Origin of the sequence: Porphyromonas asaccharolytica DSM 20707 (assembly GCF_000212375.1) — a bacterium.
Lineage (GTDB): Bacteria > Bacteroidota > Bacteroidia > Bacteroidales > Porphyromonadaceae > Porphyromonas > Porphyromonas asaccharolytica.
In genome coordinates, this window is sequence record NC_015501.1 from 480,235 (window position 1) to 504,747 (window position 24,513).

The 24,513-nt window shown below is 51.8% G+C and carries 13 protein-coding genes; 4 read left to right on the plus strand and 9 right to left on the minus strand.

Annotated elements, in window-relative coordinates; all coding sequences use genetic code 11:
* Positions 1 to 154: 154 nt before the first annotated feature.
* The 4 genes from PORAS_RS01980 to PORAS_RS01995 form a co-directional block, all read right to left on the minus strand.
* Positions 155 to 2,389: a hypothetical protein gene (locus PORAS_RS01980; RefSeq protein ID WP_013759977.1), complete on the minus strand. Its 2,235-nt coding sequence runs from the start codon at positions 2,387 to 2,389 to the stop codon at positions 155 to 157.
* A gap of 93 nt (positions 2,390 to 2,482) precedes the next feature.
* Positions 2,483 to 4,618: a hypothetical protein gene (locus PORAS_RS01985; RefSeq protein WP_013759978.1), complete on the minus strand. Its 2,136-nt coding sequence runs from the start codon at positions 4,616 to 4,618 to the stop codon at positions 2,483 to 2,485.
* Between the two features lie 114 nt (positions 4,619 to 4,732).
* Complete coding sequence (locus PORAS_RS01990) at positions 4,733 to 7,723, minus strand: DUF1223 domain-containing protein (protein WP_245528041.1); 2,991 nt, start codon at positions 7,721 to 7,723, stop codon at positions 4,733 to 4,735.
* Between the two features lie 245 nt (positions 7,724 to 7,968).
* Positions 7,969 to 10,242: an InlB B-repeat-containing protein gene (locus tag PORAS_RS01995; protein WP_013759980.1), complete on the minus strand. Its 2,274-nt coding sequence runs from the start codon at positions 10,240 to 10,242 to the stop codon at positions 7,969 to 7,971.
* Between the two features lie 692 nt (positions 10,243 to 10,934).
* Between PORAS_RS01995 and PORAS_RS02000 the strand changes: the two genes are divergently transcribed.
* Positions 10,935 to 11,762, plus strand: coding sequence for a fibrobacter succinogenes major paralogous domain-containing protein (locus PORAS_RS02000; RefSeq protein ID WP_013759981.1), 828 nt, complete (start codon positions 10,935 to 10,937; stop codon positions 11,760 to 11,762).
* Positions 11,763 to 11,834: 72 nt separating this feature from the next.
* On the opposite strand, the gene PORAS_RS02005 is transcribed toward PORAS_RS02000, so the two are convergent.
* The 5 genes from PORAS_RS02005 to PORAS_RS02025 all read right to left on the minus strand — a co-directional run bounded on the left by PORAS_RS02005 (position 11,835) and on the right by PORAS_RS02025 (position 16,928).
* Entirely contained in the window at positions 11,835 to 12,614 is a 780-nt protein-coding gene (locus tag PORAS_RS02005) for a UDP-2,3-diacylglucosamine diphosphatase (protein ID WP_004331891.1), read from the minus strand.
* Between the two features lie 26 nt (positions 12,615 to 12,640).
* The gene (locus tag PORAS_RS02010; protein ID WP_004331871.1) at positions 12,641 to 12,955 is read right to left on the minus strand and encodes an iron-sulfur cluster assembly protein; all 315 of its coding nucleotides are present in this window, start codon (positions 12,953 to 12,955) and stop codon (positions 12,641 to 12,643) included.
* Between the two features lie 7 nt (positions 12,956 to 12,962).
* Entirely contained in the window at positions 12,963 to 15,125 is a 2,163-nt protein-coding gene (locus PORAS_RS02015; RefSeq protein WP_013759982.1) for a S46 family peptidase, read from the minus strand.
* Positions 15,126 to 15,191: 66 nt separating this feature from the next.
* Complete coding sequence (locus PORAS_RS02020; RefSeq protein ID WP_013759983.1) at positions 15,192 to 15,665, minus strand: CYTH domain-containing protein; 474 nt, start codon at positions 15,663 to 15,665, stop codon at positions 15,192 to 15,194.
* Between the two features lie 9 nt (positions 15,666 to 15,674).
* Positions 15,675 to 16,928 carry a DUF2027 domain-containing protein gene (locus PORAS_RS02025; RefSeq protein ID WP_013759984.1) on the minus strand — a complete coding sequence of 418 codons (1,254 nt, stop codon included), beginning with the start codon at positions 16,926 to 16,928 and terminating at the stop codon, positions 15,675 to 15,677.
* 416 nt (positions 16,929 to 17,344) lie between these two features.
* On the opposite strand from PORAS_RS02025, the gene PORAS_RS02030 reads away from it, so the two are divergent.
* Genes PORAS_RS02030 through PORAS_RS02040 form a run of 3 tightly spaced genes read left to right on the plus strand, consistent with a single transcriptional unit; the run spans position 17,345 to position 24,225 of the window.
* Entirely contained in the window at positions 17,345 to 19,744 is a 2,400-nt protein-coding gene (locus tag PORAS_RS02030) for a leucine-rich repeat domain-containing protein (protein WP_013759985.1), read from the plus strand.
* On the plus strand, positions 19,734 to 21,593 hold the full coding sequence (locus PORAS_RS02035; protein WP_013759986.1) for a leucine-rich repeat domain-containing protein: 1,860 nt from the start codon (positions 19,734 to 19,736) through the stop codon (positions 21,591 to 21,593). The genes PORAS_RS02030 and PORAS_RS02035 overlap by 11 nt, the downstream gene beginning before the upstream one ends.
* Before the next feature lie 49 nt (positions 21,594 to 21,642).
* Entirely contained in the window at positions 21,643 to 24,225 is a 2,583-nt protein-coding gene (locus PORAS_RS02040) for a leucine-rich repeat domain-containing protein (protein WP_013759987.1), read from the plus strand.
* Positions 24,226 to 24,513: the final 288 nt, after the last annotated feature.

Below are 24,513 nucleotides of genomic sequence, written 5' to 3' on the forward strand. Positions count from 1 at the left end.
AAAATTCTCCACGTAGGAAAGAAATGAAACTTCGGAGGAATCAAATGAAACTTCGGAGGAAATGATTCACGCCCACGTGGAGAATAAAAAATAGCCACGTGAGAAATCTCAAATTCTCACGTGGCTATCGCTTTTTATAGCGTATGTGATCTCGCTAGCGTACTTTGTACAGCTGGCTGCCGATACGTACGATGTAGGATTGCTCCGTAGGGAGTGTGAGCTCAAGCTGTGTGTCAGCCTGCGCTGAGCTATAGAGTACTCGTCCTGTCACGTCATACACTTGTACTGAGTCGCCGTTGGGGTTGACGATGGTCAGCACGCCTTCGATCATCTTGGCGCTAGGCTCCGTTAGGACCAGCTGACTGACAGCAGTAGCCTTGCGTATCTCCTCAAGCTTAGAGAATTTACTCATGAGCAGCCCCTGCTCATTGGCCTTGACAGCTCTGACTCGATGATAGAGCGCATCTTGCTGCAGAGGAGCAGGTACAGAGACATTTATCGAAGTACCTTCATGGAGTGGCTCGCCAAAGTAGGGAGCTAGATAGGACTCGCCTTTCTTAAAGCGCTGCGTGACTTTGAAGTTATCTACAAAGAGATACTCGGGTCCCTTGACTGCAAAGAGGGCGATGATGGAGCGCTTGCTACCATTCCGGAGCTGTACAGAGTAGTCTTGCCACTGATTGATGATAGGTCTCTGTGCCTCCTCTGCGATGTAGACGAGGTCTGCCTGCTCATACTTTTCAGTCTCCTCATTGTAGTTAAAGAGTGCGAGCGCTGCCTGTGGGAACTGATTGCTAGTCACATCATAGGCTCCATACAGACTGACAGATACACGGACCACACCACCGCCATGCGAGAGGTCTAGCTCGGGAGCCTGCATCGAGGCACTAGCACCATGATTGATGAACTGCCACCCGTCGAAGCCCACATAGTCTGTACAGGGAGCATAAGAGTACATCTCCCATCCAGGCATGTTGAGATCTGTAGGGTAAGCCTTAGCATAGCAACCTGCGGGAGGATTGTCGACGCCCCATCCAGTAGCGTTGCCATCTAGGTCTTTGACACCCGTAAAGTCCTCATCGATCAGCGTAACCTCTGAGTCGGTGTATACTCGTCTGTCATGATAAGCCATGTAGAAGTATCGACCAGCCGAGGGCACTTCAGACCACGAGGCGACATAGTGATCAGCAGTCAGATCTGACACCGGCTGTAGCTCTGGTACAGAGAGTCCATTGACCGCTTGGTCTACGGAGCGGTAAGACTCTTTGTCCCCTTGCACAGCTCGTACATTGTAGTAGTAAACGTACTGCGGGTCGATGCCTGTGACCTTATAGCTATTGGTCGTGACCTTTTGTCCCATTAGATAGTCCTTGCGGATCATAGGACGCTGTCCCATCGGATTGGGGGGTACGGTCTCATCGACAGCCATATAGTAGACATCTACGAGATAGCTATCAGCCCCTTCGACAGCTGCCCAATTAGCGACAAAGCTATCAGACGTAAAGTCTGTAAAGCTTGTCACCTTCGGAATGGGTAGGAAGGGCTTCATCTTGTACACCTCGACATCGTCTAGGAGGAGGTCAAAGTGGTAATCACCAGTCTCAGCGATCTCTCGACTCAGAGGCATCACCTGAAAGCCCATATTGACGATGGTGCTATGGCCAGCACCTGCGAAGGCCATTTCATAGGTCTCCCACTCTGTCGATAGGGTCGTAATCTCTGGAGTCAGAGGACGTAGTACGCTCCACTCACCCTTGTAGACGGGATTGTCACCGTCTCGATACCAAGAGGTCTCAGCAGACTCGACGAAGAGCCTTACCATGCAGAGCTTAGGGTCGATAGGCTGTGTCACCTTGGCCTTAAAGCGTATGACGATGATATTGTCACTCGTGAGGTCATCCTCATGTAGCTTGACATCCATCAGATCTAGGGGCGGCGTATTGAGTTTGGCGCCCTCCTTGCTCCCTAGATGTATAGTACCACCAGCAGCATGTGTGGAGCCTTTGCCCTGGCACTCCTCGAAGGTTAGACCATCAAATGTACCACCCCAGCCACGCCAGTGAGTGTACTGAGGGTCGATGTTTTGCCAGATGCGATACTTGTACGTTCCATCGGGAGCGCAGATAGTCCCGACGGTGTCAGGTGCTAACTCACTACCAGCGGTCATGAGAGAGAAGTCCTCCTTGAGGAAGAGCGTCAGATCGCCCTTTGCCTCCGCTGGAGAGATAAAGGTGGAGCGCAGACCTGAGTGCCCTGAAAGCACGGTGATCTCGGCACCAGCATTCCGTGGATTGACCAGAGCCTTGCGGGTCTGTAGCTCTTGAGCCGACAGACTCATTGATGCCGACAAAGCCATACAGGCTAGTAAGAGTGTAATCGTTCGTTTCATTGAAATGAGGGTTTAGTAATGTGAGGAAAAAGAGAGATCGACCCCAAGGAATCCTCTTTGTGGGCTCATCGAGGTCGATCTCCAGTATAGAGACTAGTAGAGTACTACCTTGCGTCTTTCGGTATAACCAGTAGCATCAGATACGACTAGGACATAGACACCAGGCTGACCACGATAGACAAGCTGATCTGATGTCTGAGCTAGCTGCTGACCTGAGATGCTGTACAGTGTCAAGAGACTCTCGGGACGAGTAGCTGAGAGCGTCTGCTCAGAGACCTCGACGAGACAGTTGACGCGGCTATCCACCGTACTGATGGCATTAGCCTGAGCCATCTTCATCTGACCGATGAAGAGGTTGTACTGGTCTATAGAGCGATCTCTAAAGGCAAGCCTGATCTCCTTGCCAATGTACTTAGAGAGGTCTACCTTGTGAGCCGTAAGAGTAAAGTAGTATCGCTCCTCACCATCAATAGTCTCCTTAAATGGGGAAATCCCGGCCTCCTTGTCTACCGTATAGACAGGCTTGGACTCAAGGATCTTGCTAGGCATAGGCTCCTCGGCTCCCTCTACGACATAAAGATCGTAACTAGAAAGCGCATCTTCATCTTCCGAAGCTCCTACCCAGTGGAACCATGGGATGTCTCCCGTGACCGTAAAGGCAGGCGTGATGAGCCAGTGGTCTGCAGGCTTGTCAGGACGACCATCCACATACATACCATCCTCCTTGAGATAGCGGCGGAATGCCGAGGTAGACATAAAGAAGCGGTATGACTTGCCTCCCTGTATCGGTAGGACACGACCTACCCAGCCCTTGTCTAGATTACATCCTAGTGACTTAGCTTGGATATTGGGCATCTGACGACTCATATCGTAGATGATGAAGTCTCCAGAGCGATTAGGATTGAAGAATGAACCTGCACGCTCCTTGAACTTCGAGAATGGGATGTCGGTACGATACTGGTTGGGCTTGTCGATCTCTGCATCGTAGGTGTCGTTGATCCACTTGAGGATAGGCATCGTGCCATTGATCTTATGCTTGTCAGCCTCAAAGTCTGACGCGCCACCTTCGTTCAGCGTTGTGATGAAGGCTGGTGAGGTGAACTCCTCGTGAGACTTAGCCTCTCCGAGAGAAAAGGCAAGCTCCGCATCAGGCCCCTCCTTTTGCTTCATGATGTAGCGATCCTTGTTGTAAAAGGTCTTCGACACGGTAACAGGAAAGCGACTAGAATAAAATGCACAAATAGGGCCATAGGTAGCTGTAAAAGTCACCAATGTCTGACCATAATTGTATGAGTTCGAGATGAGCTGATGAGGGATGGGTCCCAGATCACCTGTCAGGTTGTATAGGACAGCTCCAATTAGCCCTCCAGAGGCTGGATCCATAGAGGAGATATCCCCAGCATTCATACAGCTTCTTATTTCAGGGTAGTGGAAAATGAATTTATTATCGGATGCTGGCATATAACCTATGATACCACCAGCAAAGCCACCCTTTGCCCAGATGTCTCCAAAGTTCGCACAGCCCTCGATGGTCGTATTTGCAGACGATGCGATGATACCACCAGCAGTCTTGTGTAGCCCCACACCATACACCTCGATGTTGGCATAGTTGACACACTCGATGATCTTCATCCCCTCGCCGAGCGAAGTACCAGCGATACCTCCGGCATTAGCCCAAGAAGTGATACGTACATCGGGGCCGATCTTACAGCGGGTGATCGTACAGTCGTTCTTAATTTGCCCCACGATAGCACCAACGGATGCAAACCCATAGATGTGGCCCGAGGCGATGACCACATTCTTTATGGTCGCCCCCTCGCCTAGTACACCAAAGAGCCCGACACCCATGTGAACTACTTCACCCTCAACCAGCTGACGATCATCATAGATATTGAGGTTGTAGATCTTGTGCATATCACCGTCATACGTTCCCTGGAAGCACATCTCATTAGGTCGCGTAAAGTCATCAAGGATCGGGCCACCGATAGGCTGGATAGGTTCGTCAGACGTGAAGGTGATGTCTGCTGTCTGCTTGAGGTACTGCCCAGCGAAGGTGTTGAAGTTGCTGTTGACCTCTGTAGCTAATGTGCGTAGGTCAGCCTCCGTAGCGATCTGATATGGATCTTCTTGAGAGCCATCTCCTCCCGAGAACAAGTCCTGACCAAAGAGAGAGACCGTGGCACTCAGTAGTAATAGCGAGACCATTGATAGTTTATTCAAATAGTGCATTGTCTGTATCTGTTGTATATAATGTAAGCTTTGATGGTTGATTAGAAAAGTCTAAATGCTCCCCATAAGTCAGCATATTCTGTCGAGACCTAGGGGAGCATTTAGGATTATGATTTACTTGGCAACAACCTTAGTAAACATTTTGGAGCCGTCCTGTAGCTCAAGACGAACGACATAAGCTCCAGCCGTAAGTCCCGTAGCGGGCACAAGACGACCTGTCATGTCGTACACCTGTAGCCCAGCGACAGGGACGTTGACACGTACAGCACCCTCCTCGATAGTCACCTGGACATCTTGAGTAATGATCTCCTCGACACTATCAAAGTCCGTAAAGGAGACACGACGCTGTGCTGCGTTGAGCACCTCATTCTTGAGGAGTCTCGGATCATTATCCTCCACATCGTCATTGGTCGGGAGTTCCTCATAGTAGTGTAGGAAGGCAATGACATTGACTTCCTTCATTACATCCTCGACATTCTTGTTATCCTCCTCTAAGAGGAACTGGTTCGCAGGAAGTGTGCCTGTCGTAGCGTTGGTCGTATTGATTGAGATGTGCTTGACAATCTGGAAATCGCCCTTTTCATCAAAAGTCACCTCAGAGCCCTTAAAGCCACCCTCATCGACATACCTCAGCACGTTGGTGTGCATAAAGCCTGCTGGCTTCTTACCCATCTGATTGCGAGGCTTGATACGATCCTGAGTCATCATGATGGTCAGGTAGACCGGACGAGAGCGATCTAAGCGTGTAGAGGCACGACCCTGTACAGTAACTTTAAGGAGGTTGCTCTCCTTCTTAAACCAAGGCTTGACCTCAAGTCTTACGTAGGCAGGATCAGATTTAGAAGCCTCTGAAATCAGATCAAGTTCTTTCTGACTGCTTATCATGCTATAGATAATTCCATTACTACCTCTAGCACCCATCATGCCTGCTTGAGGCTTGCGATCAAACATATTGGTTGGAGACCCTGCGCTAGCTAATGTGATGCGACCTCCCGAATTTAAGACTCCAGCAAAGGCACCTAGCCCCTGACTGTAGGGAATCATCATAAAGTCTGGCACATTAAAGGCGTGATGCGACACAATCGCAAGACGATCCTTGATCTCTGCATTCTCAGGCTTATTGATAAGATCCTCCATACGCTGATCACCTGCTGGGCAGTTAGGACACCCTTCAGAGGTGAATATCTCAACTAGCGTAGTACGTGCATAGGCCTCGTCTCGCTTGAGAATCTCTAATTTAGCTGTTAGTACAGAGGGCGCCTCGAGAGCTACCTCATTAACCTCTAGGAGTGTAACCTTAAGTTCAGTCTTGCCGAAGATACCCTCATGGTCGATTGGCTGTAGCTCCACGACTTTAGAGAGCGATGATGCAAGAGACTTAGGCAGTTTTATGACTTGTGTTTGTTTGTGACCTGCAAGATCCGTCTCCACCTTAATCGTAGAGATAGCCTTGACTCCTGAATTGAAAAGTTCTATGGTAGGCTTAATCTCTTCATTGGAGTAAACATATGCAGGTGCGTGAAGCTTATTTATTACCCCGCGATTTAGTGTTGTCGGTCCTAATTCCTTAGGTTCGATAACAATTTGCATCAACAGAGGGCCTTCAGCCTCATTCACTATACCATCAAAGCGAACCTTTTCGATATCATATTCACCCCAGTTGGAGGAGATCCATGCAGAATTGGGGTCTACGCCTGGTGACTGATAGCTTCTGACGAGGATACCACCCGCAGCAGCAGCGTCATAAGCATAAGCTCCTGCAAAGAACTCGCTCTCAGCAGTAATCTCATACGGCTCGTTAAAGAAGAGCGTATTCCACCCATCCTTAAGCATGTCGACCGTAGTAATCTGAATTGGATCCCACTTAGTTAGCACTTTGGGATTGTTGACATCAGATCGGTCTTGTGTCAGCACGGTTTTAGCGAGGAAGATACAGGGGAGCTTCGGAGTAAAGAACCCTGGATCATTATTAATCTGATCCTTCTGCAAGCAAGCAGCTGAGGCAAAGCGTATGCCAACAACCTTGCTTCCTACATAATCCTTAAGCTTCTCTTTGGTTAGCTTGATGGCACCGCCATGATAGCCGGCCCAAGACACTCCAGTAGGCTCAATTGCATTGTAGTTAGGAGCCTCATAGTTGCAGTAGCCTACATAAAGGTAGTTGTTTGAGTCCTCTACATCATCTAGATAAGCAGGCTCAGAGTACATAGACTTCCTTAGTCGTTGGCTATTTTGTTGGCCTGGCCGATCATCCGCATAGAGCATTCGATAAGCAATGCGCTCACCATCGGCTTTTGCCTTGGCTGCATCTAGAACACCACTACCTAGCCCTGTCACATCGAATGAGTACTTAGCTGCAAATCTCTCGGGACTAGACAGATCAGCTAGATCTTCACGATCACACTTAGCTTGATCGTAGGGTATCATAAAGTAGCTGGTGCTTCGATAGGCGTGATCACCCTTCTTGAGATCTTGCTTGACAACGATGTCTTTAGAAAACTCGACCTCTGCATAGTCATCAATCTCGATGACGATACGATGGCACCAAGTACCCCCGTCAAATTTGAAGCGGTACTTATGCGGTTTGCCATCATTCTTCACCGTAATATCTTTCACACCAGGAACCCCTGATAGGTAGCTATATTCCTCTCCGTAGCCCATGACTTTCATCTTGACATCGCCTTCAGCTTGTAGCACCTTAACAGTGAACTCAAGCGTGTATGTACGATCTCCATTAAAGAGATCTATCACGGGCGACGTTAGACGAGCATTGACTCCTATCATATCCTCAGGAATTCCATAACTTTTTAAATCCTTCGCATTGATAGAAAAGCCATCTGGAGTCCAGTAAACTAGGGCTGCTGACCAGTCTGGCTGAGAGAGTTGCGCATCGAGATGAGCTTGTTGCTCAGAGACTAGCTCTCTTTTGCCTGTAGGATTGGGCTTGATCTTCGAATTGAGGATGTTATATGCACCATCTGCCTTTGCTTCGATCTCTCTAGTGGTAATGAGCCGAAAGAATATCTTATTCCAAGGCGTGCCATCATCATTGAGTTGCTGAGCGTCGACATTGGTCCAAGTGGCAGTAAATCCGTTTGCTGTCACATTATCTGGCACCTCTATTCCTGGAGGTGCTAACGCAATCTCCCACCCTTTGGGTTGTTGCGCCAATAGCGATGGGATGGATAGGAAGCCACAGCAGGCAAGTAGGCACAACGTGCGCCACAAACTACTGAGACTCGTATAGTTTCTTTTATTCATATGATTGATATTGTGTGATGTTAAGCGTATTCATTACAATCCCTCCACGACAATTGGTCCCAGAGGGATTGCTTTAATTGGCTGTCAGGTTATTTGATTACCTTGTAGACCTGACCCTCTACGACGAGGAAGTAAACACCTTGAGGTAGAGCACGAAGTGAAAGCACTGATGTCTCCATCAGACGAGATAGCATCAGCTCGCCCGCCGTACTATATAGATATATAGGAGTAGGCGTGGTGAGTCCTTGGATCATCAGCTCTCCATCCTGTAGAGAGACTACGTAGTGAGTCTCCGCAGGAGCCGCTACAGAGGTGTGGTCTAGTAGTACAGCTTGTATCTCGAGATCCTTATCGACGGTCAGTGTGATGGTTGACTTCTTAGCACCCTCGGTGTAGTCCTTGCCACCGATGGTCCACTTCTCTAGCTGCCACATAGATCCCTCGGGGATTGCTAGCTGGCAGGTGATCTCCGTACCCTCTACGACCTTAGAGCCAGAGGTGATAGCCTCCTTGGTCTTAGCGTCAGTCACGGTCAGTGTAGCCTGATCCTTAGGTGATACAGAGTAGGTCACCTTATAGGTCGTAGGTTGAGGCTCGGACTGTTTCTGCAGTACTGCTTGTATCTCGAGATCCTTATCTACGGTCAATGTGATGGTTGACTCCTTAGCACCCTCGGTATAGTCCGTGCCACCGATGGTCCACTTCTCTAGCTCCCATCCCTCAGGAATGGTGACTTGACAAGTGATCTCGGTACCCTCTACGACGTCAGCACCAGAGGCTATAGTCTCCTTGGTCTTAGCGTCAGTGACGGTCAGCGTAGCCTGATCCTTGGGAGAGACCGAGTAAGTAACCTTATAGGTCTTAGGTTGAGGCGTGGCAGGAGCACACAAGACCTCAATTTCAGTCTCACCCTCTACAGTGATGGTTGTTTCATTGACACCTGCGAGTTCTTCCATGAGGGCATTGTTGATGTACCACTCCTTGATCTCATTGTCTCCTGGATCAACGGTCAGTGTTACCACGGTGCCCTCAGTGACGCGACCACCATTATCGATTATCGTCCACTCCTCTGATCCTTGAGCCTTATACTTAGCTTCAAGAGTTCCGCCTTCTACCGTCCAAGAAACAGGGTATTGAGCAGGTGCCCCCTTCTTAAAGGTGACCTTGACATCCATCTTGCCCTCGATCTCCGTTTGGAATTCAGTGATGCCTGTAAAGGTCTCTTCGTTGTTTCCCTTCTTTACGAGCCACTGATCTACCTCATAGCCTTTGTCAGGCTTTGCTGTGAACTCAACCCTTTGCCCAGCAGGAAGACTTTGTCCAGACTCAAATGGCGTAGCGCCATCGGGGAGCCACACTACAGCCTTTTCTATAGTGCCATGCTCTCCAGCCTCGTAGTTAACTTGATAGCCTGATTCACCCTCTTTGAAGGTAACATATATTGCCATAGGCTCAGTCACTGTAACCACACAAAGGTTCGGATCATCGGGTGAAGGGACTAGTGGCGTATTTTCAGCTGTGGTATGCCATTGGTCGACCATATAGCCAAGGTTTGGAATAGCGCGTATCTCAAGTTCGGTACCTTCTTGAATAGGAATATTTGAGCCTTCAAAAAATAGTCTGTTTGCACCTGTTTCATCAACAAACTTTCCTCTGATACTGCCGTTTTCGCCAACGCCGAGAGACACATTATACTTGGGCGTGCCCTTCTTGAGGACAGCCTTGACAGTAAGCTCCTCCGTAAGAGTCTTTCGCAAGATGTGAGGAAAATCTCTATCTGGAGCTTCTTCGCTTCCATTGACGACCCATTTGTCTACTTCATAGTCATTGTCAGGCGTTACAAAGAAGGTTACTAGAACTCCTTCGGGGAGATCATCTCCATCATAAAATTCTGTATCCCATCCATTTTTAGGGTAGAGCCCTTTGATAGTTCCATTACCCTCTAGTGAGAAGTGAACTTTGTGCGTTGCAGGCTTCTTGAAGGTCACCTTTATATCCAGCGCAGCATTGACTGTTGGGAAAATCATGAATCCATTTCCCCTTGGCTCACCATTGATTGTCCATTGGTCAATTTCATAACCTTCATCAGGCTCGGCATTTAATTCCATCATGGCACCTGCAGGGACCATATCTCCAGATTGGACATCTACATTTTGCCAAGCAGCTGTTGGGTTCTGATAGGAGGCCTTAGTTATTTTACCTCCAGTACCAGCCTCATAAGTTACCTTATAGCTCTCTCCAGAGTCTGCACCGGCAGTGCCCTGCCTCGTGTAGTTCGTCACCGCCGTCTCCTGAGCGGTACCGGTCAGTGCCGTCAGTACCATCGTGAGCAGCGTCAGCATAAGTGGTAATATTCGTTTCATAAGCGATCTTGTATTGATTATTAGTTATAGACTTCGTATCATACTGGAGCTCTAGCATCTCTGCCACTCTGTAAGAAGTGTAGCTCGAGAGCGGCTTCTGTAAAATGTTTGGTTACTCAGTGATATTTGTGACGAACGAGTGCCTATAATAAGACTGAGCAACATGCCCGTTGGCAAATATAGCAATTATTCTCAACAAACAAAAAATATCTAAACTCTCCACCAGGGGCTGACGCGTTACAATTATTTAGAACAGGCTACATATCGATACGGCGCTGTGTCGGGGAAAAGTGTTTTCCACGTGGATATTTTGAAATCTCCACGTGGAGAATTGAGATTTTCCACGTGGAGAAGAAAAAATTCTTCGGAGGAATCAAATGAAACTTCGGAGGAATTGAATGACGCCCACGTGGAGAATAAAAAATAGCCACGTGAGAATTTGAGATTTTCCACGTGGATATTCGAGAAAGGAGGGAATCGGACGAATTCCCCTGTAAAGATATGTAATTAGAGATTAGAGGGCAGAAGTTAGAGGTTAGAAGTTAGAGATTAGAGGGCAGGGCTGAGTCATGCGTCAGCCCTGCTGAGTCTAGAGCGTGTGTAGCACTATCCGCTTTTTTGAGTAGATTTGCGAAGAGATGAGGTGAGCTACCTGTCTCAGCAAGAGCGAAATCACTTAATCCATCCATAATATGATCCAGATAAAGCCGTCTATCATCTTAGTAATCCTACTAGCACTTGGGGCTTGCGTAGCGTGTGACGAAGAGCCACAGCCGGCTAAGCCTATCGTCGTCAAGGCTGTCACGCCTCTCGACTATATCTCTGAGGGGAATCTTCTCCTTGAGGGTGATTCTGTGAAGACTTTCTTCACCTACTCAGAGGCGCTCACGTCAGTGCCACAAGGTACCCACGTAGGCTCACGATACGAGTGGGCTGGGATCATTCCGCCTATCACCAGCCTGGAGGAGCCTACGCTCATCTTTCAAGTCGCTAACAAGCATCTAGCCGTCGAGGAGGCTATTCAGATAGGAGACACAAAAGCTACCTACAGCTCTGACTACAAGAATATGGGCAATGGCATCTCCTATGCGCTCCGCCTAGCTCCTGCCAAGGCTGCTGCCGAGGAGGGCTTCCCCCCAGCTCAGGACAAAAAGCTCCTAGCCGCCTACCGCTACCAAGTATCAGAAGGGAAGGATGGCGGTCTCCTGACAGTTACCGTACGTCCTCTCGGAGAGAGCTTTGACGGGACTATCGAAGAGGTCGCTAAGGAGAGCTTTTGGGCTCAAGATAAGCAAAATGATGTAGAGCGTCAGTTCCCCTTTGCGGGTCAGGTCGATGAGGGCAACCAAGTATACGTAGGTACCGATGGCTTCTACTGGACCAGCACGCCTGATGGTGACACGTCAGCATACTACGTGTGGATCGGCGAGGGTGCTGCGGGCATCTTTGACGACGGTAAGTTAGTCGACAACTATCGTCAGATGGGGCTCTCCGTGCGTCCCTTTGCGGACCATCTCTAGTCAGTTAGCAGACCCCTCTGAGTAATTACAAGCATCGGCTCACCTCGAAGACGAGATGAGCCGATGTTTTATTTACTGCTCGTCGTAGAGCGATAAGGTGAGTGCCTCGCCATCCCAGCGGGCGTAAGAGTTATAATGAATCCAGTCGCCGAGGATGATGCAGCGACGATCGTCGGGGAGCGAGAGATTGAGCAGCAGGTGACGGTGACCATATATATAGTAGTCTATCTCGGGGTGCTGCGGGATCAGCTCCTTGGTGTACTGCACGAGCCACTCGTCTCGCTCCACATTCATCTGCGGATTGTGGCCAGGTCGTGACGGATCGTCGGCAGCTCGCATCTGTCGCAGGCGATTGCGGTAAGCCCATCGCTGTGCGAAGGCGACCGTCCAGCGAGGATGGATCGCTGCATAGAGACAGCGTGCGAGCCGGCTCTCGAATGTACCGAAGAGCCATCGCTCCTTCTTGTAGCGTAGGGCATACTCACGATGTCCGTGCGACAGGCGGAAGGTACGCCCCTTGAGCTGGCAGACGACCGTATCACGATGCACGATGACACCTAGCTCTTTTTCAAAGTAATCAGTGAGCCAAAGGTCGTGATTGCCCATGATGTAGTGCACCTCGACACCTCGCTGCACGAGATCAGCCAGGGCTGCGAGGAAGCGTACCGATCCCCTCGGCACGACATACTTGTAGTCAAACCAGTAGTCGAGCATATCGCCCAGCAGGTAGACCGCCTCGGCATCGTCCGCTATGGAGCGTAGCCAGGCGACCAGTCGTAGTTCAGCACGCCTAGGATCGTCGTGGTAAGGCGACCCTAGGTGTGCATCGGATAGAAAGTATATAGCTCCCATAGGTAGGGCGTCAGCTATGCTTTGCCCTAGAGGAAGCCCAGCTCCAGCTGTGCCTCTTCGGACATCATCGAGCTATCCCACGATGGGTCGAAGGTGAGCTCTATGTCACACCGCTTGACACCCTTGATGCTCTCGACTTTGATCTGTACATCTTGTAGGATAAAGTCTGCGGCCGGGCAATTGGGCGCCGTGAGTGTCATCGTGATCACCACCTTAGCCCCCTCCTCCTGTATATCCACGTTGTAGATAAGACCTAGGTCGTAGATATTGACAGGGATCTCAGGGTCGTAGACGGTGCGGAGCATCTTGACGATCTGCTCCTCTAGTTGTAGTGTCTCCATAGGTGGTTTACTTAACAAGGTTCATCTCGTCGAGCAGTCGCTGACAGTGACCATACTTGTCGACGAGCATGAGGAGGTAGCGTATATCTAGGATAATGCTCCTCTGGTAGTCTGGCAGGTACTCGATGTCGCCACCGACACCCTCCCAGTTGCGGTCGAAGTTCAGTCCGATCAGGCGTCCCTTACTGTCGAAGACAGGGCTCCCCGAGTTACCGCCCGTCGTATGGGTCGTAGCGCAGAAGTTGACTGGCATCTCGCCATTGGGTAACGCATAGACACCGTAGTCCTTTTGCTTGTAAATCTCTTTGATTTGGTCAGGCAGGGCAAACTCCCAGCTCGTGGGGTCTTCCTTTTCCATCACCCCCGTGAGGGTCGTCTGATGACCGTAGTAGACGTTGTCGCGAGGAGTGTAGCCACGCACATTACCGTAGGTAAAGCGGAGCGTCAGGTTAGCATCGGGCCACACCTTGCGCGCACCTTGCATATCCATCGCGCCACGCACATAGTCTCTGTGAGCCAGCTTGATCGGATCATCGTAAGCAGCCTGCTGCTCACGCATCTGGACAAAGAGATTGATGGTCGATACGGCAAACTGCATCATCGGATCGTTCAGCAGCTGCTCACGTGAGGGAGTCTTGAGGAAAGTCTCGAAGCGTGCTGGATCAGCAAAGATCGAGCTGTCGAAGAGATGAGTCACATAAGCCTGTACCGAGTGATACTGAGCCACCCCCTCACGAAGAGCTTCTGGCCAGTGCGCCTCATCGATACGCTCCGTGTAGCGCTGCAGGAGTACTGTCGCAACCTCTTTGTCGACCGTTGGATCATAGTCCTTATTATAGAAAGCAGCGTAGCCACTACGCAGCTCGCTGATGATCTCCTCGCGCACCTTCGGGTCGCTCCACTGCTGAAGCTTCTTGCCGTCCACTAGCGGTATCTGTAGAAACTCGATTGGCGTCAGAATGCCCTCCATGAGGTACCACTGCACACGACGCGCCTCCCGACGCGCAGCGACACAGTCAGCGATCGTCTGGATAGCTTTGGTCACCTCGGTACGGTTGTTTGCTTTAGCCCATTGCGCCAGCTCATCCTGCTGCGCACGCTTAGTCGCCTGTAGGTTACGGGTACGGATTGCCCAGTTGGCACCTTGAGCGCGCTTGTAGCCGTTTTGCGAGTAGGCATACTTAGCAGCGTACTGTATGTTGACCTTTTCGTCAGCAAGCATACGACGTAGCATCACCTCCTGACGCAGACCACGCATCTCGATACGTATGTTATTATCTATCTCAGACCACTCGTCTACTTGCGCCTCTGTGAAGAAGTGATTGGTCGTCCCGGGGAAGCCCATAATCAGCGCAAAGTCGTCGCGCTGTACGCCTGAAGTAGAGACCGCTGCAAAGCGCTCTGGCTTGTACGGCACATTGTCAGCGCTGTAGTCCGCGGGGTTATTGTTCTTGTCCACATAAACACGGAATATGGAGAAGTCTCCCGTGTGGCGAGGCCACATCCAGTTGTCCGTGTCGGAGCCATACTTACCGATAGCACTGGGCGGAGCCGCTACAAGACGCACGTCGGTAAAGACCTTCTTGGTAAAGAGGTAGTAGCGGTTACCCCCATAGAAAGGCTTCAGCTCGTAGCGAATGCCAGGCTGCTTCATTGCCTCCTCGCCTACGATCGCGGGGATCATCTTGGTGAGCGTCGCAATGGAGAAAGCCGCCATCGGATCCTCCTTGTAGGGAGACTCCTTGAGCAGCTTGTTCACCTGGTCGGTCACGTTGGTGATCTTATCGATAGAGATCACCTCTAGTCCTGGACAGGGTAGCTCCTCACGCATGGACTGCGTCCAGATGCCGTCACGTAGGTAGTTGTGCTCTACGGCTGAGTGGCTCTGTATCTGATCGTAGCCACAGTGGTGGTTGGTCAAAACGAGTCCTTGGTTCGAGACGAAGACGCCTGAGCAGCCCCCGTCAAACATCACGACTGCCCGCTGCAAGCAAGGGCCATCGGGATTGTATATCTCCTCCACAGGGATCTGTAGCCCCTTAGCTTGGAGTTCGTCAGCTTGGTCAGCCATCTGCTCCAGTAGCCACATACCTCCATCAGCCAGTGCTACGGCCGAGAGGGTGAGACTGGTAAGCAGGAGCAGCAGTACTCTTCTTAGGTGAGTTGTCATAGGTAGTTATCTTTATATAGTTACATTGATTCTCTTAAGTAGAGACTGTCGACTTTTGCAACAGTCTCAAGTGGTGGGTGGTGGCGCCAGCTCTTGCGCTAGCATAGCATTGTAGTAGCGCGGGTCGCCCGTCACCTCACGCCCCAGCCAAGTGGGTAGCTCAGGACGATCTGCAGGGCTCGTCAGCTCCACCTCTGCCATGACCAGACCTTCTAGCCGCCCGCCAAAGCGGTCTACCTCCCACACGAAGCCCTCGTAAGGCACGTAGTAGCGCACCTTCTCAAGGCTACTGCTAGCACACTGGCGCAGCATCTCCTCAGCATCGGTGACAGGGATCGGGTACTCCCACTCGGAGCGGATCAGTCCGTCAGCAGTGGAGCCTCCCTTGATAGTGAGTCGCGCCTCATCGTCGATGATGCGCACCCGCACCGTCACCCGTCCGTCTGCTGTCAGATAGCCCTGACGGATATGGTGGTGGTGAGACGCCTCTCGGAGGTAGTCATCACGACTGACGAGGTACTTGCGCTCGATCTCTAGCACGATGTGTCGTTATTTTTCGGAGATAGTGACTTCGATAGCGCCCATCGGGAATCCGTCGAACGTGACGTCTCGATACTGCACCATCGGGTAGTCCTGCTCGATGCGGTTGATGATCAGTTGATGCAGGACACCCTGACCAGCTCCATGGATGAAGACCACCTTGCTGCCACGACGATCGAGGCGCTTGTCTAGCTCACGGCGGAAGTTCTTCAGCTGGTAGAGCAGCACCTCGTGTGGGGTCATCCCTGTAGCATTCGGGAGGATACGCTCCGCCTCTAGTCCCACCTTCTCGATAGTTTGCTCAGGCGTCGCAGGCACAGCCTGTGGAGCTGCTGGGGCGTCGGGGCGCTTGGGCTCAGACTTAGTCTTAGCTGTACTCTTCTTAGTAGGCTTTTGCGGTGCCTTCTGTGATCCTTTTTGTGCTGCTGTCGCTTGCTCTGCACGCTCGATAGCACGCTGAGGCAAGGCTCCTGAGCGATTCGTCGCTGGTGCTGGCTCCTCTGCAGGAGCTTGCTGGGTGCCATCGTATGCCTCTAGGACGGGGATCACAAGCGCATCCTCATCAAAGAAGGGGTTCTCACGAAAGGCGTGACGCTTCACCAGTTTGACCACATCCATCCGTACTTGACGCTCTACGGGTGGCATGGAGCGATAGGTACGCTCAGGCTTGTATGCGATAAACTGGAAGTGTGAGACGGCATGATCGTTGATCTCCGACGCGTCAAACTCCTCGACCAGTACCCGCATATCAGGCTCTAGGACGCCCGCCGAGCGGAGCTTGTAGCCTCCCGCTGAGGTTGTCGTGCTATAGGTGAAAAGGAGATGATAGTTGCTCTCATTGATCAGATAAGTCTCGTAGGGAGACTGTCCGAAGTGCTCATACGATACGGGGAGATAGGCGATATGCACCTGTAGCTGCTCACCTCCTGGACGGTCAAACCAAGGACCCTTAGATATAGGAGCCACAAAGCTCAAGTCTTGCTCTGCGCTCTCGACAGTCTCTGGGGTAGCGGGAGTCGCCACGGGCGCACTGCTTTTGTTTGGCTGCGCTGCCGGCTCTTGTCGCTTCACTACGGGAGGCTTATATGCTGGTACGAAAGTGTCACGGTTGTCTACCACCACGCATTCATGTATCGGTGTGGGCAGCTCGAAACCGTCGGGGCCCTCGACCCACGCCACACCACGCTCGATGCGCTTGACGACACCACCGCCCGACGCATTGAGGTAGCGGATAGTGTCTCCTACTTTTATATTCTGTGTCATGCTGATTTTTGTTTTCTATGCGAAGATACCAAAAATAGCCCAATCCGCTCACCTCTTCATCTCACGAAAAATCCATTTCCTACGGAGGAAATTTAAATTCTCCACGTGGAAAAGAAAAATTCTCCACGTGGGGACGAAATAAAACTTCGGAGGAATCAAATGAAACTTCGGAGGAATCGTTTCGCCTCCACGTGGAGAATAAAAAATATCCACGTGGGGATTTGAGATTCTCCACGTGGATATTGACTTTTTCTGGCAAGTACGTGTAGCGATTTGCGAGATTGAGGTCTGCTCGACCACCTTGTGCCTCTCGGTGAGAATGGGTACATTTGTGGTGCTAGCGTGCGATGAGACTCAAATATCGGAGCGATCGCCTCTTCTAGCGCTCCCATGACACTAATCAAATCACATAGTATATGAAGCATTACTACACTTTATTGACCTATGCGCTCTCACTGCTCTTATGGTGGAGCATAGCGTCACTATCGGCTCAGACCACGATCGAGGTCACTGAGCCAGGCACGCTCCAGGCGAAGCTGAGCGAAACGACCGAGCTGTCTAATCTAGTGATCACGGGGTCGCTCAATGCGGACGACTTCGGAGCGCTGAGGAAGACGGCTGGCATCACCTCACTCGACCTCTCTGGCGTGGAGGTCGTCGCTGGCGGTAGTTACGAGGGCAATCCCTATATGTCGGAGACTGTCGAGACAGTACCTGGGACCATGCCGGGTTACTTCCTCTTTGCGGGTGAACTGGCAGAGAGCCTCACCTCAATAACACTACCGAACAGTGTGACTCGACTAGGGACTCGCTGCTTACAAAACGGCACCAAGCTAACCGAGATACATCTGCCTAGCACACTTACCTATGTGGGCGAACTGTCATTTGGCTGGTGCGAGAGCCTAGAGGCTATCGAGCTCCCTGAGTCGATTGACTCGCTTGGGTCTTCAGCCTTCGAGGGGTGCAAGCTCCTCGCACAGGTGGAGATACCTGGAGAGGTCAGCTATATAGGTAAGTCTCTCTTTCAGGATTGCGAGGCGCTCTCCGAGGTGACGCTACCCGCTACGATGCGTGAGATCTCCTTTTCTACCTTTAAGGGCTGTACCTCTCTTGAGGAGCTAGACTTACCAGAGATGCTTAGCACGATCGGTGTCTCAGCCTTCGAAGGCTGCACGAGTCTCTCCGAGATACAACTACCACCACTGATGCGCACTATCGAGCATGACGCATTCAATGGCTGCGTGGCTCTTACGAGTGTCACCATACAGAGTATGGCGATGGAGACTATCGGCGACCAAGCATTTATGAACTGTGCTGCACTAGAGGAGATCATGATCCCCGCTGGCGTAACTAGGATCGGGGGCAACGCCTTCAGCGGTTGCGAAGCACTTGCTAGTATCGTCCTACCCTCCAAGCTCAAGACTCTGATGGGCGGTGCTTTCGCTCGCACAGCGATCACTGAAGTGACGATACCTGACGGGTGTGAGGAGATACTATATGGCGCCTTCGCCCACTGTAAGAGCCTGGAGACGGTGACGCTACCTCGCTCGATGAAGAAGATGAGCGACAAGGCATTCGGTGGTTGTGATGCACTCAAGACTTTGATCGTGACCAATCCGACGCCCGTCGTCTCTAACAAGAAGGAGGATCTAGCTGGTCTAGCCGATCTCTCTGCTATGAGCGAGCTAACGCTTGTCGTTCCTGAGGGTGCCAAGGATGCCTACACAGCAGCTGATGGGTGGAAAGAGTTTGCCAACGTATCGGAGATGCTGACGCTCACTGCTGCAGTCTCTGCCGAGAAGCCACTAGAGGGTACCATCACCGCTCTGACAACGCCTGAACTATACCGTGCGGTCAAACTAACGGGTACGATAACGAGTGCCGACCTGGAGGCGCTTACTCAGCTACCTCGCATGCAGGAGCTAGATCTCAGCGAGGTCACCTATGATGCTGAGGCCAATCCGCTAGAAGGCTTCAACTTTAAGGGTTACGCTCAGCTGCGCAAGCTGACCTATCCTAAGCAGCTCACGACGATCCCCGCCTCTAGTTGTAGTCAAGCGATGCTTCTCGAGGAGGTGGTGCTACCGGAGGGTGTGACCGACATCGAGGAGGATGCCTTTAGCTACTGCACTGCGCTGCGTAGTATAGCGCTCCCTCAGACGGCTCTGAACCTTGGCGAGAGCGTCTTCCATGGCTGCACTTCGCTAGAGGCGATCGTCTTCCCCGATAGCATCGAGCTAATACCAGACTATGGTTTCTTCGACTGTGTCTCGCTGCGGGAAGTTCGCTTTCCTAAGAAGGTTGCCGACATCGGCGAGCAAGCTTTTGTCAATTGCTCACACATCAAGCAGATCTGGCTGGGCGAAAATGTTAACGAGATTAAGGATATGGCATTCTTCGCTTGTGATGCCCTAGAGACGATCACAACGCTGCGCGAGGAGCCTCCTGTCACGTCAGAGAACGCATTCACCGAGGAGCATTACGAGACGGTCACGGTCGTTGTCGCTTCGGAGGAGATCAAAGAAGCTTACCAAGCAGCCGATGCGTGGTGCAACTTTAAGAACTACAAGGTCGACCCGACGATCACCGTTGCCGTGCAGCAGCCACAGACGGTCGCCCCTGCTGTCGTGTACGGCGCTCTAGCTGCGCTCCACCTAGAGCTGGCTGACGCTGAGAGTCTCGTCTCTATCTACTCGCCTAGCGGTCTACAGCTAGCCTCTCACTATCTGCCCGCTGGTACGTATGAGCTGCCACTAGCAGAGGGTCTCTACATCGTTACGGTCAATCAATCAAGCTACAAGGTATATGTACGCTAAGCAATCTCAACTCTATACGATCATCTTAGCTAGTCTCCTCCTCCTTTTCGGCTGGGGGAGCACTAGCTCCTCGCTACAGGCTCAGGGCGTCATCCCCGCATCGGAGCAGCAGGCTCTCCTCGAGATCTATGACCAGTGCGGTGGTGCTGGTTGGGCTGAGGGGTACAATTGGCGTGCAGCTTCAGGACCAGACAAGTACGCTGGCGTAATCATCGAAGGCGGCCACGTGCAGGGCATTGCGCTTGATGGGGTAGGACTGACGGGACAACTGCCGAAGAGCTTTTTCACAGCACTCCCTGAGCTACGTCTCGTGGGTCTCTCCAACAATAAGCTCTCAGGCCCTATCCCTGAGGCGTTTGGCTCGATGACGCAACTGCAGGCGCTGATGCTCAGTAGCAATCTATGGACGGGACAGCTGCCTAACCTAGACAAATTGGTCAATCTGAAGATCCTACACTTGGCAAACTTCTATAATGTAGATGACAAGGGCAATGTGATCTCAGAGGTAACCGGTACGCTCCCTGACATCTCTAAGATGCCTCAGCTGGAGCATCTCGATGCTTCTTTCTCCAATCTCTCAGGACAGCTGCCCGAGCAGATCGGTCTCTGTCGCAATCTGCAGGTTTTAGAGCTCTCCTTCAACCAGCTGACGGGCTCTATTCCCGCCTCTATCGGTGAGTGTACCGAACTGCAGATCCTCTCTGTCCAAAACAACAAGATGAGCGGCGAGATACCAGACCTGAGCACCCTCGTCAACCTCGGCAAGCCCCTAGAGCTGGGACTAGGCGTTACAGAGCCAGGACGACTCTACCTCAACAGCAACCAGTTCACAGGGCCCTTCCCCGAGAGCATCACGATGTTACCTCGCTTGCAGCGCTTCTCCTGCTCTGACAATAAGTTTACAGGTTCTCTGCCAGAAGACTTGAGCACAATGGAGGACTGCGAAGCCTTTTTTGCCGACCACAACCAGTTCACAGGTGCATTACCACAACAACTGCCGAAGAAGCTCTGGTACCTGGACCTAGGATACAACCAATTCACAGGCTCTATCCCCGCTACGTGGCAAGATGCGACTGAGCTGGGCAAGATCGCCCTCAGAGACAACAATCTCTCAGGCGCCGTGCCTGCGATCTACAAGAAGCTCGAGAATCTAGATATGATCGATGTGCGCAACTGTCGCTTCTCCTTTGCGGACTTTAAGGCGTGGGATCGGTTCATCAAAAACAAAGATTGCATCTTCCGCTTTGGTATGCAGCAAGCTTACAGTGAGCCTCATAAGGAGAGCGTCACGTCAGGCAGCGACGTTACCTTTGACGCCACTTATCCAGGCACGCTCATCGGCGACGAGCACTATCGGTGGTACAATATGACCACGCTACAGCCTGTCCCTAACGCTAATGAGGCTAAGCTAACGCTCCACGGAGTCTCCAAAGAGGACGCTTGTCGCTACGTATGTCTCATCTCTAGTGTCAAGATGGGCAGCACACAGCCTCGCTCGGCGCTACGGGCCGACGATGACGAAGAGGGGGAGTCAGACGACCTGCAGCCGACACTGCGGTCAGGCTTTTGGGAGCTAACGGTCGACGGATACTTCAACGGCACCGACGCGCCCGCTCCGATAGCAGACGACCTGCGCATCTACTACGACAGCGAGGCACAGCAACTCCACCTAGAGAGTGCCGTCTCTGTCACGTCGCTGATGATCGTTGACCTCTCGGGTGCTGTCGTAGCACGTCTCGAGCCTTCCGGAACCACCACGCTGGCACTGCCTCTAGCGACCGGCAAGTATGTCGCACTGCTCAATAGAGCGGACGGGAGCTGCGCTACGGCCCCCATCCTCGTACTCTAATAGGATCACCCCCTCACGGGGTCTATCATTATAATCAACAGAAGAAGCTATGACAAAGAAAGCTCTCTTACTCCTACTCACTCTGCTCACCACATCTGCGATGTGGGCGCAGAGTGTTCCCCCGATGGGAACGAAATGCATCACGCTAGAGGTACAGCCTGGCAAGACGTTTCAGTTTGGTCTCATAGCGCGATCTGACGCACGACAAGCTTGGATAGAGCTACAAGAGGGAGAGTTTACGCCACTCTCTATCGGAGACAATCCCAGCGTGCCAACAGTCTTTAAGTACACCTCCACCGCCGGGCGGGTGAAGATCTATGGCTCCTTCCACGTCTTCGGCTGCCCTGCCAATGGAGCGGCCATCACAGGTGTAGACGCGACGAACTTCACACCCCTCGAGCAGCTCTACTGCGACAATAATGCGCTCACCTCCCTATCCGTCAAGGGGTGCACTAAGCTCCGTCTCCTGAGCTGCGCTACGAATGCACTCACGTCGCTCGACCTGTCGGGCTGTGCCGCCCTAGAGGAGCTATCCTGTTTCAATAATCAGCTTACCTCCTTAGCGCTCACGAGTGCTGTAAAGCTGCAGAAGATGAACTGCGCCCAAAACGCGCTCACTGCCCTAGACCTCTCCACCTGCTCCAAACTACAGGCGGTCTACGCTGGAGAAAACCAGATCGCATCTATCGCACTCCCTGAAACCAATGAGATAAGCCTCCTCTCTGCTTACCAAAACAAGATTCAGAGCTTAGACTTGAACAAGTTGCCTCTGCTAGAGGATCTAGACATTTATGATAATCAGTTGACCGCTCTAGACTGCCACTTATCTCCTAAGCTCACAAGTGTCGACTGCTCAGAAAACAAACTGACGCAGCTCGACCTCACATCGTCCCGAGCTACGCTCACCACGCTCTCTTGCTCCGACAATCAGATCACTCAACTACAGATAGCTGGCTGCACGCTCCTCAACAGTCTCAATGCGAGCAATAACCAGCTCTCCTCGATCACGCTCACAGGCTTCGCAGCTCTCGAGAGGCTCTCCATATACGCTAACCGGCTTACCGCACTAGATGTGACCGACTGCACAGCCCTCGTTCACCTATCTGCCGATGAAAACAGTATGGACGCCTGCAGTCTGAACGATCTCTTTCGCTCTCTCCCGACACCTCAGAGTCAGGGCAATCTATCGATCGTTGGCAATCCTGGTGCCACCACCTCTACCACCACACTAGCCCAGCAGAGAAACTGGCAGGTGGACGTACAGGGTGACAACACGGGCTGCCCCTCGGGAGATGTCGAGGCGCCCCCTGCGGGAACCCCAGTCATCACGCTAACCACCAAGCCTGGGAGCAACATTACGGTGACGATGCGTGTCTACGAGCCTGACTCCTACGTCTGGATAGAGGCTACTCCAGGCACCTTTCAGAAGATGCTCATCAGCTCCGACTACGACAATCCCTCAGAGTTTCACATAGTATGCCCAGGGAGTACCGTCCGGCTACATAGCAATGTCGCAGACTTTAGCTGTAGTAAGAACGGAGAGGCCATCACCGCCATCGACGCTTCAAACAATCCGGAGCTAGGCACGCTCTATTGCCACGAAAACGCTATCACCTCCATCAAGGTCACGGGTTGTCCCTACCTAGTAGACCTCAGCTGTGGTAAGAATCAGATCAAGGAGCTAGACCTCACCGGGCTCAACTACCTGCAGTATCTCTACTGCTACGAAAATCAGATCGACCGCCTAGACATTGCTCACTGCAAGCTCCTCCAAGAGCTCGAGTGTAGTGCCAACAACATCGAGCAGCTCGACCTCTCCAACCTGTCCAAGGCGACGCTCATCATGTGTCACACCAACCGCATTCAGCAGCTTGACCTGTCAAGCTGCAAGAAGCTCGAAGAGTTTAACTGTGCCAATAATCAGATCAAAGAACTCCGTCTCGATGCTTGCGAGAGCTTGAAGGGATTTGCTTGTGGATCCAATCTCTTGACCCAGCTAGATGTCTCCAAGTGTGCGAAGCTCAACCGACTCTTCTGCTCTGTCAATCCCAACCTCACGCAGATAACCTTCGCGCCACACTCGGCGCTACAGCAGTTCTCAGCGATGGAGTGCGGGCTCACCAGACTAGAGATCCCTGAGTCGCCCAACCTGACCAAAGTAAAGCTAACACAGAACCCGCTCCAGAGCCTGACGCTAGGTAGCTGCAACAAGCTAAACTACCTAGCGGTGGACCAGTGCGTCATAGCGCCCTGCGATATGAATCAGCTCTTCGAGGCACTGCCTAAGGTCACCACTGGAGAGATCCGCATCGCAGGCAATCCCGAGGTGGCAACCGCCAAGACCGACATAGCCACGCAAAAGGGTTGGCAGGTCGATGTCACAGGCGACGGCTCTGGCTGTCCCAACAGCATCGTGCGTATCGACGAGGCAAGCTACCGCATCACGACGGCTCCGCACACCATCGAGGTGACGACCCCGCAGCAGGCACAGGTGATCGTCTACGACACCACGGGCGATCAGGTCGCCAGCTTCGTTACCGAGCCACACCGAGCTACCACTATCCGCCACCTCTCCGATGCGACCTACATCGTATCGATAGACGGGAAGGCATACAAAGTCCTCGTCAGATAGTGCCTATGCTCAGAGATCTTCAGCAGAGCTAACAAACGCTCCTGAAGATCCTACTACACGATAGCCACGTGGAGAATCTCAAATCCCCACGTGGCTATTTTTTATTCTCCACGTAGGCGCTAAACGATTCCTCCGAAGTTTCATTTGATTCCTCCGAAGTTTCATTTGATTCCTCCGAAGTTTTATTTCGTCTCCACGTGGAGAATTTTTCTTTTCCACGTGGAGAATTTGGAAATACCTACGTGGAGATTGACTTTTTCTGTCGAGCCGTGCGTCCCTCCAAAGGGG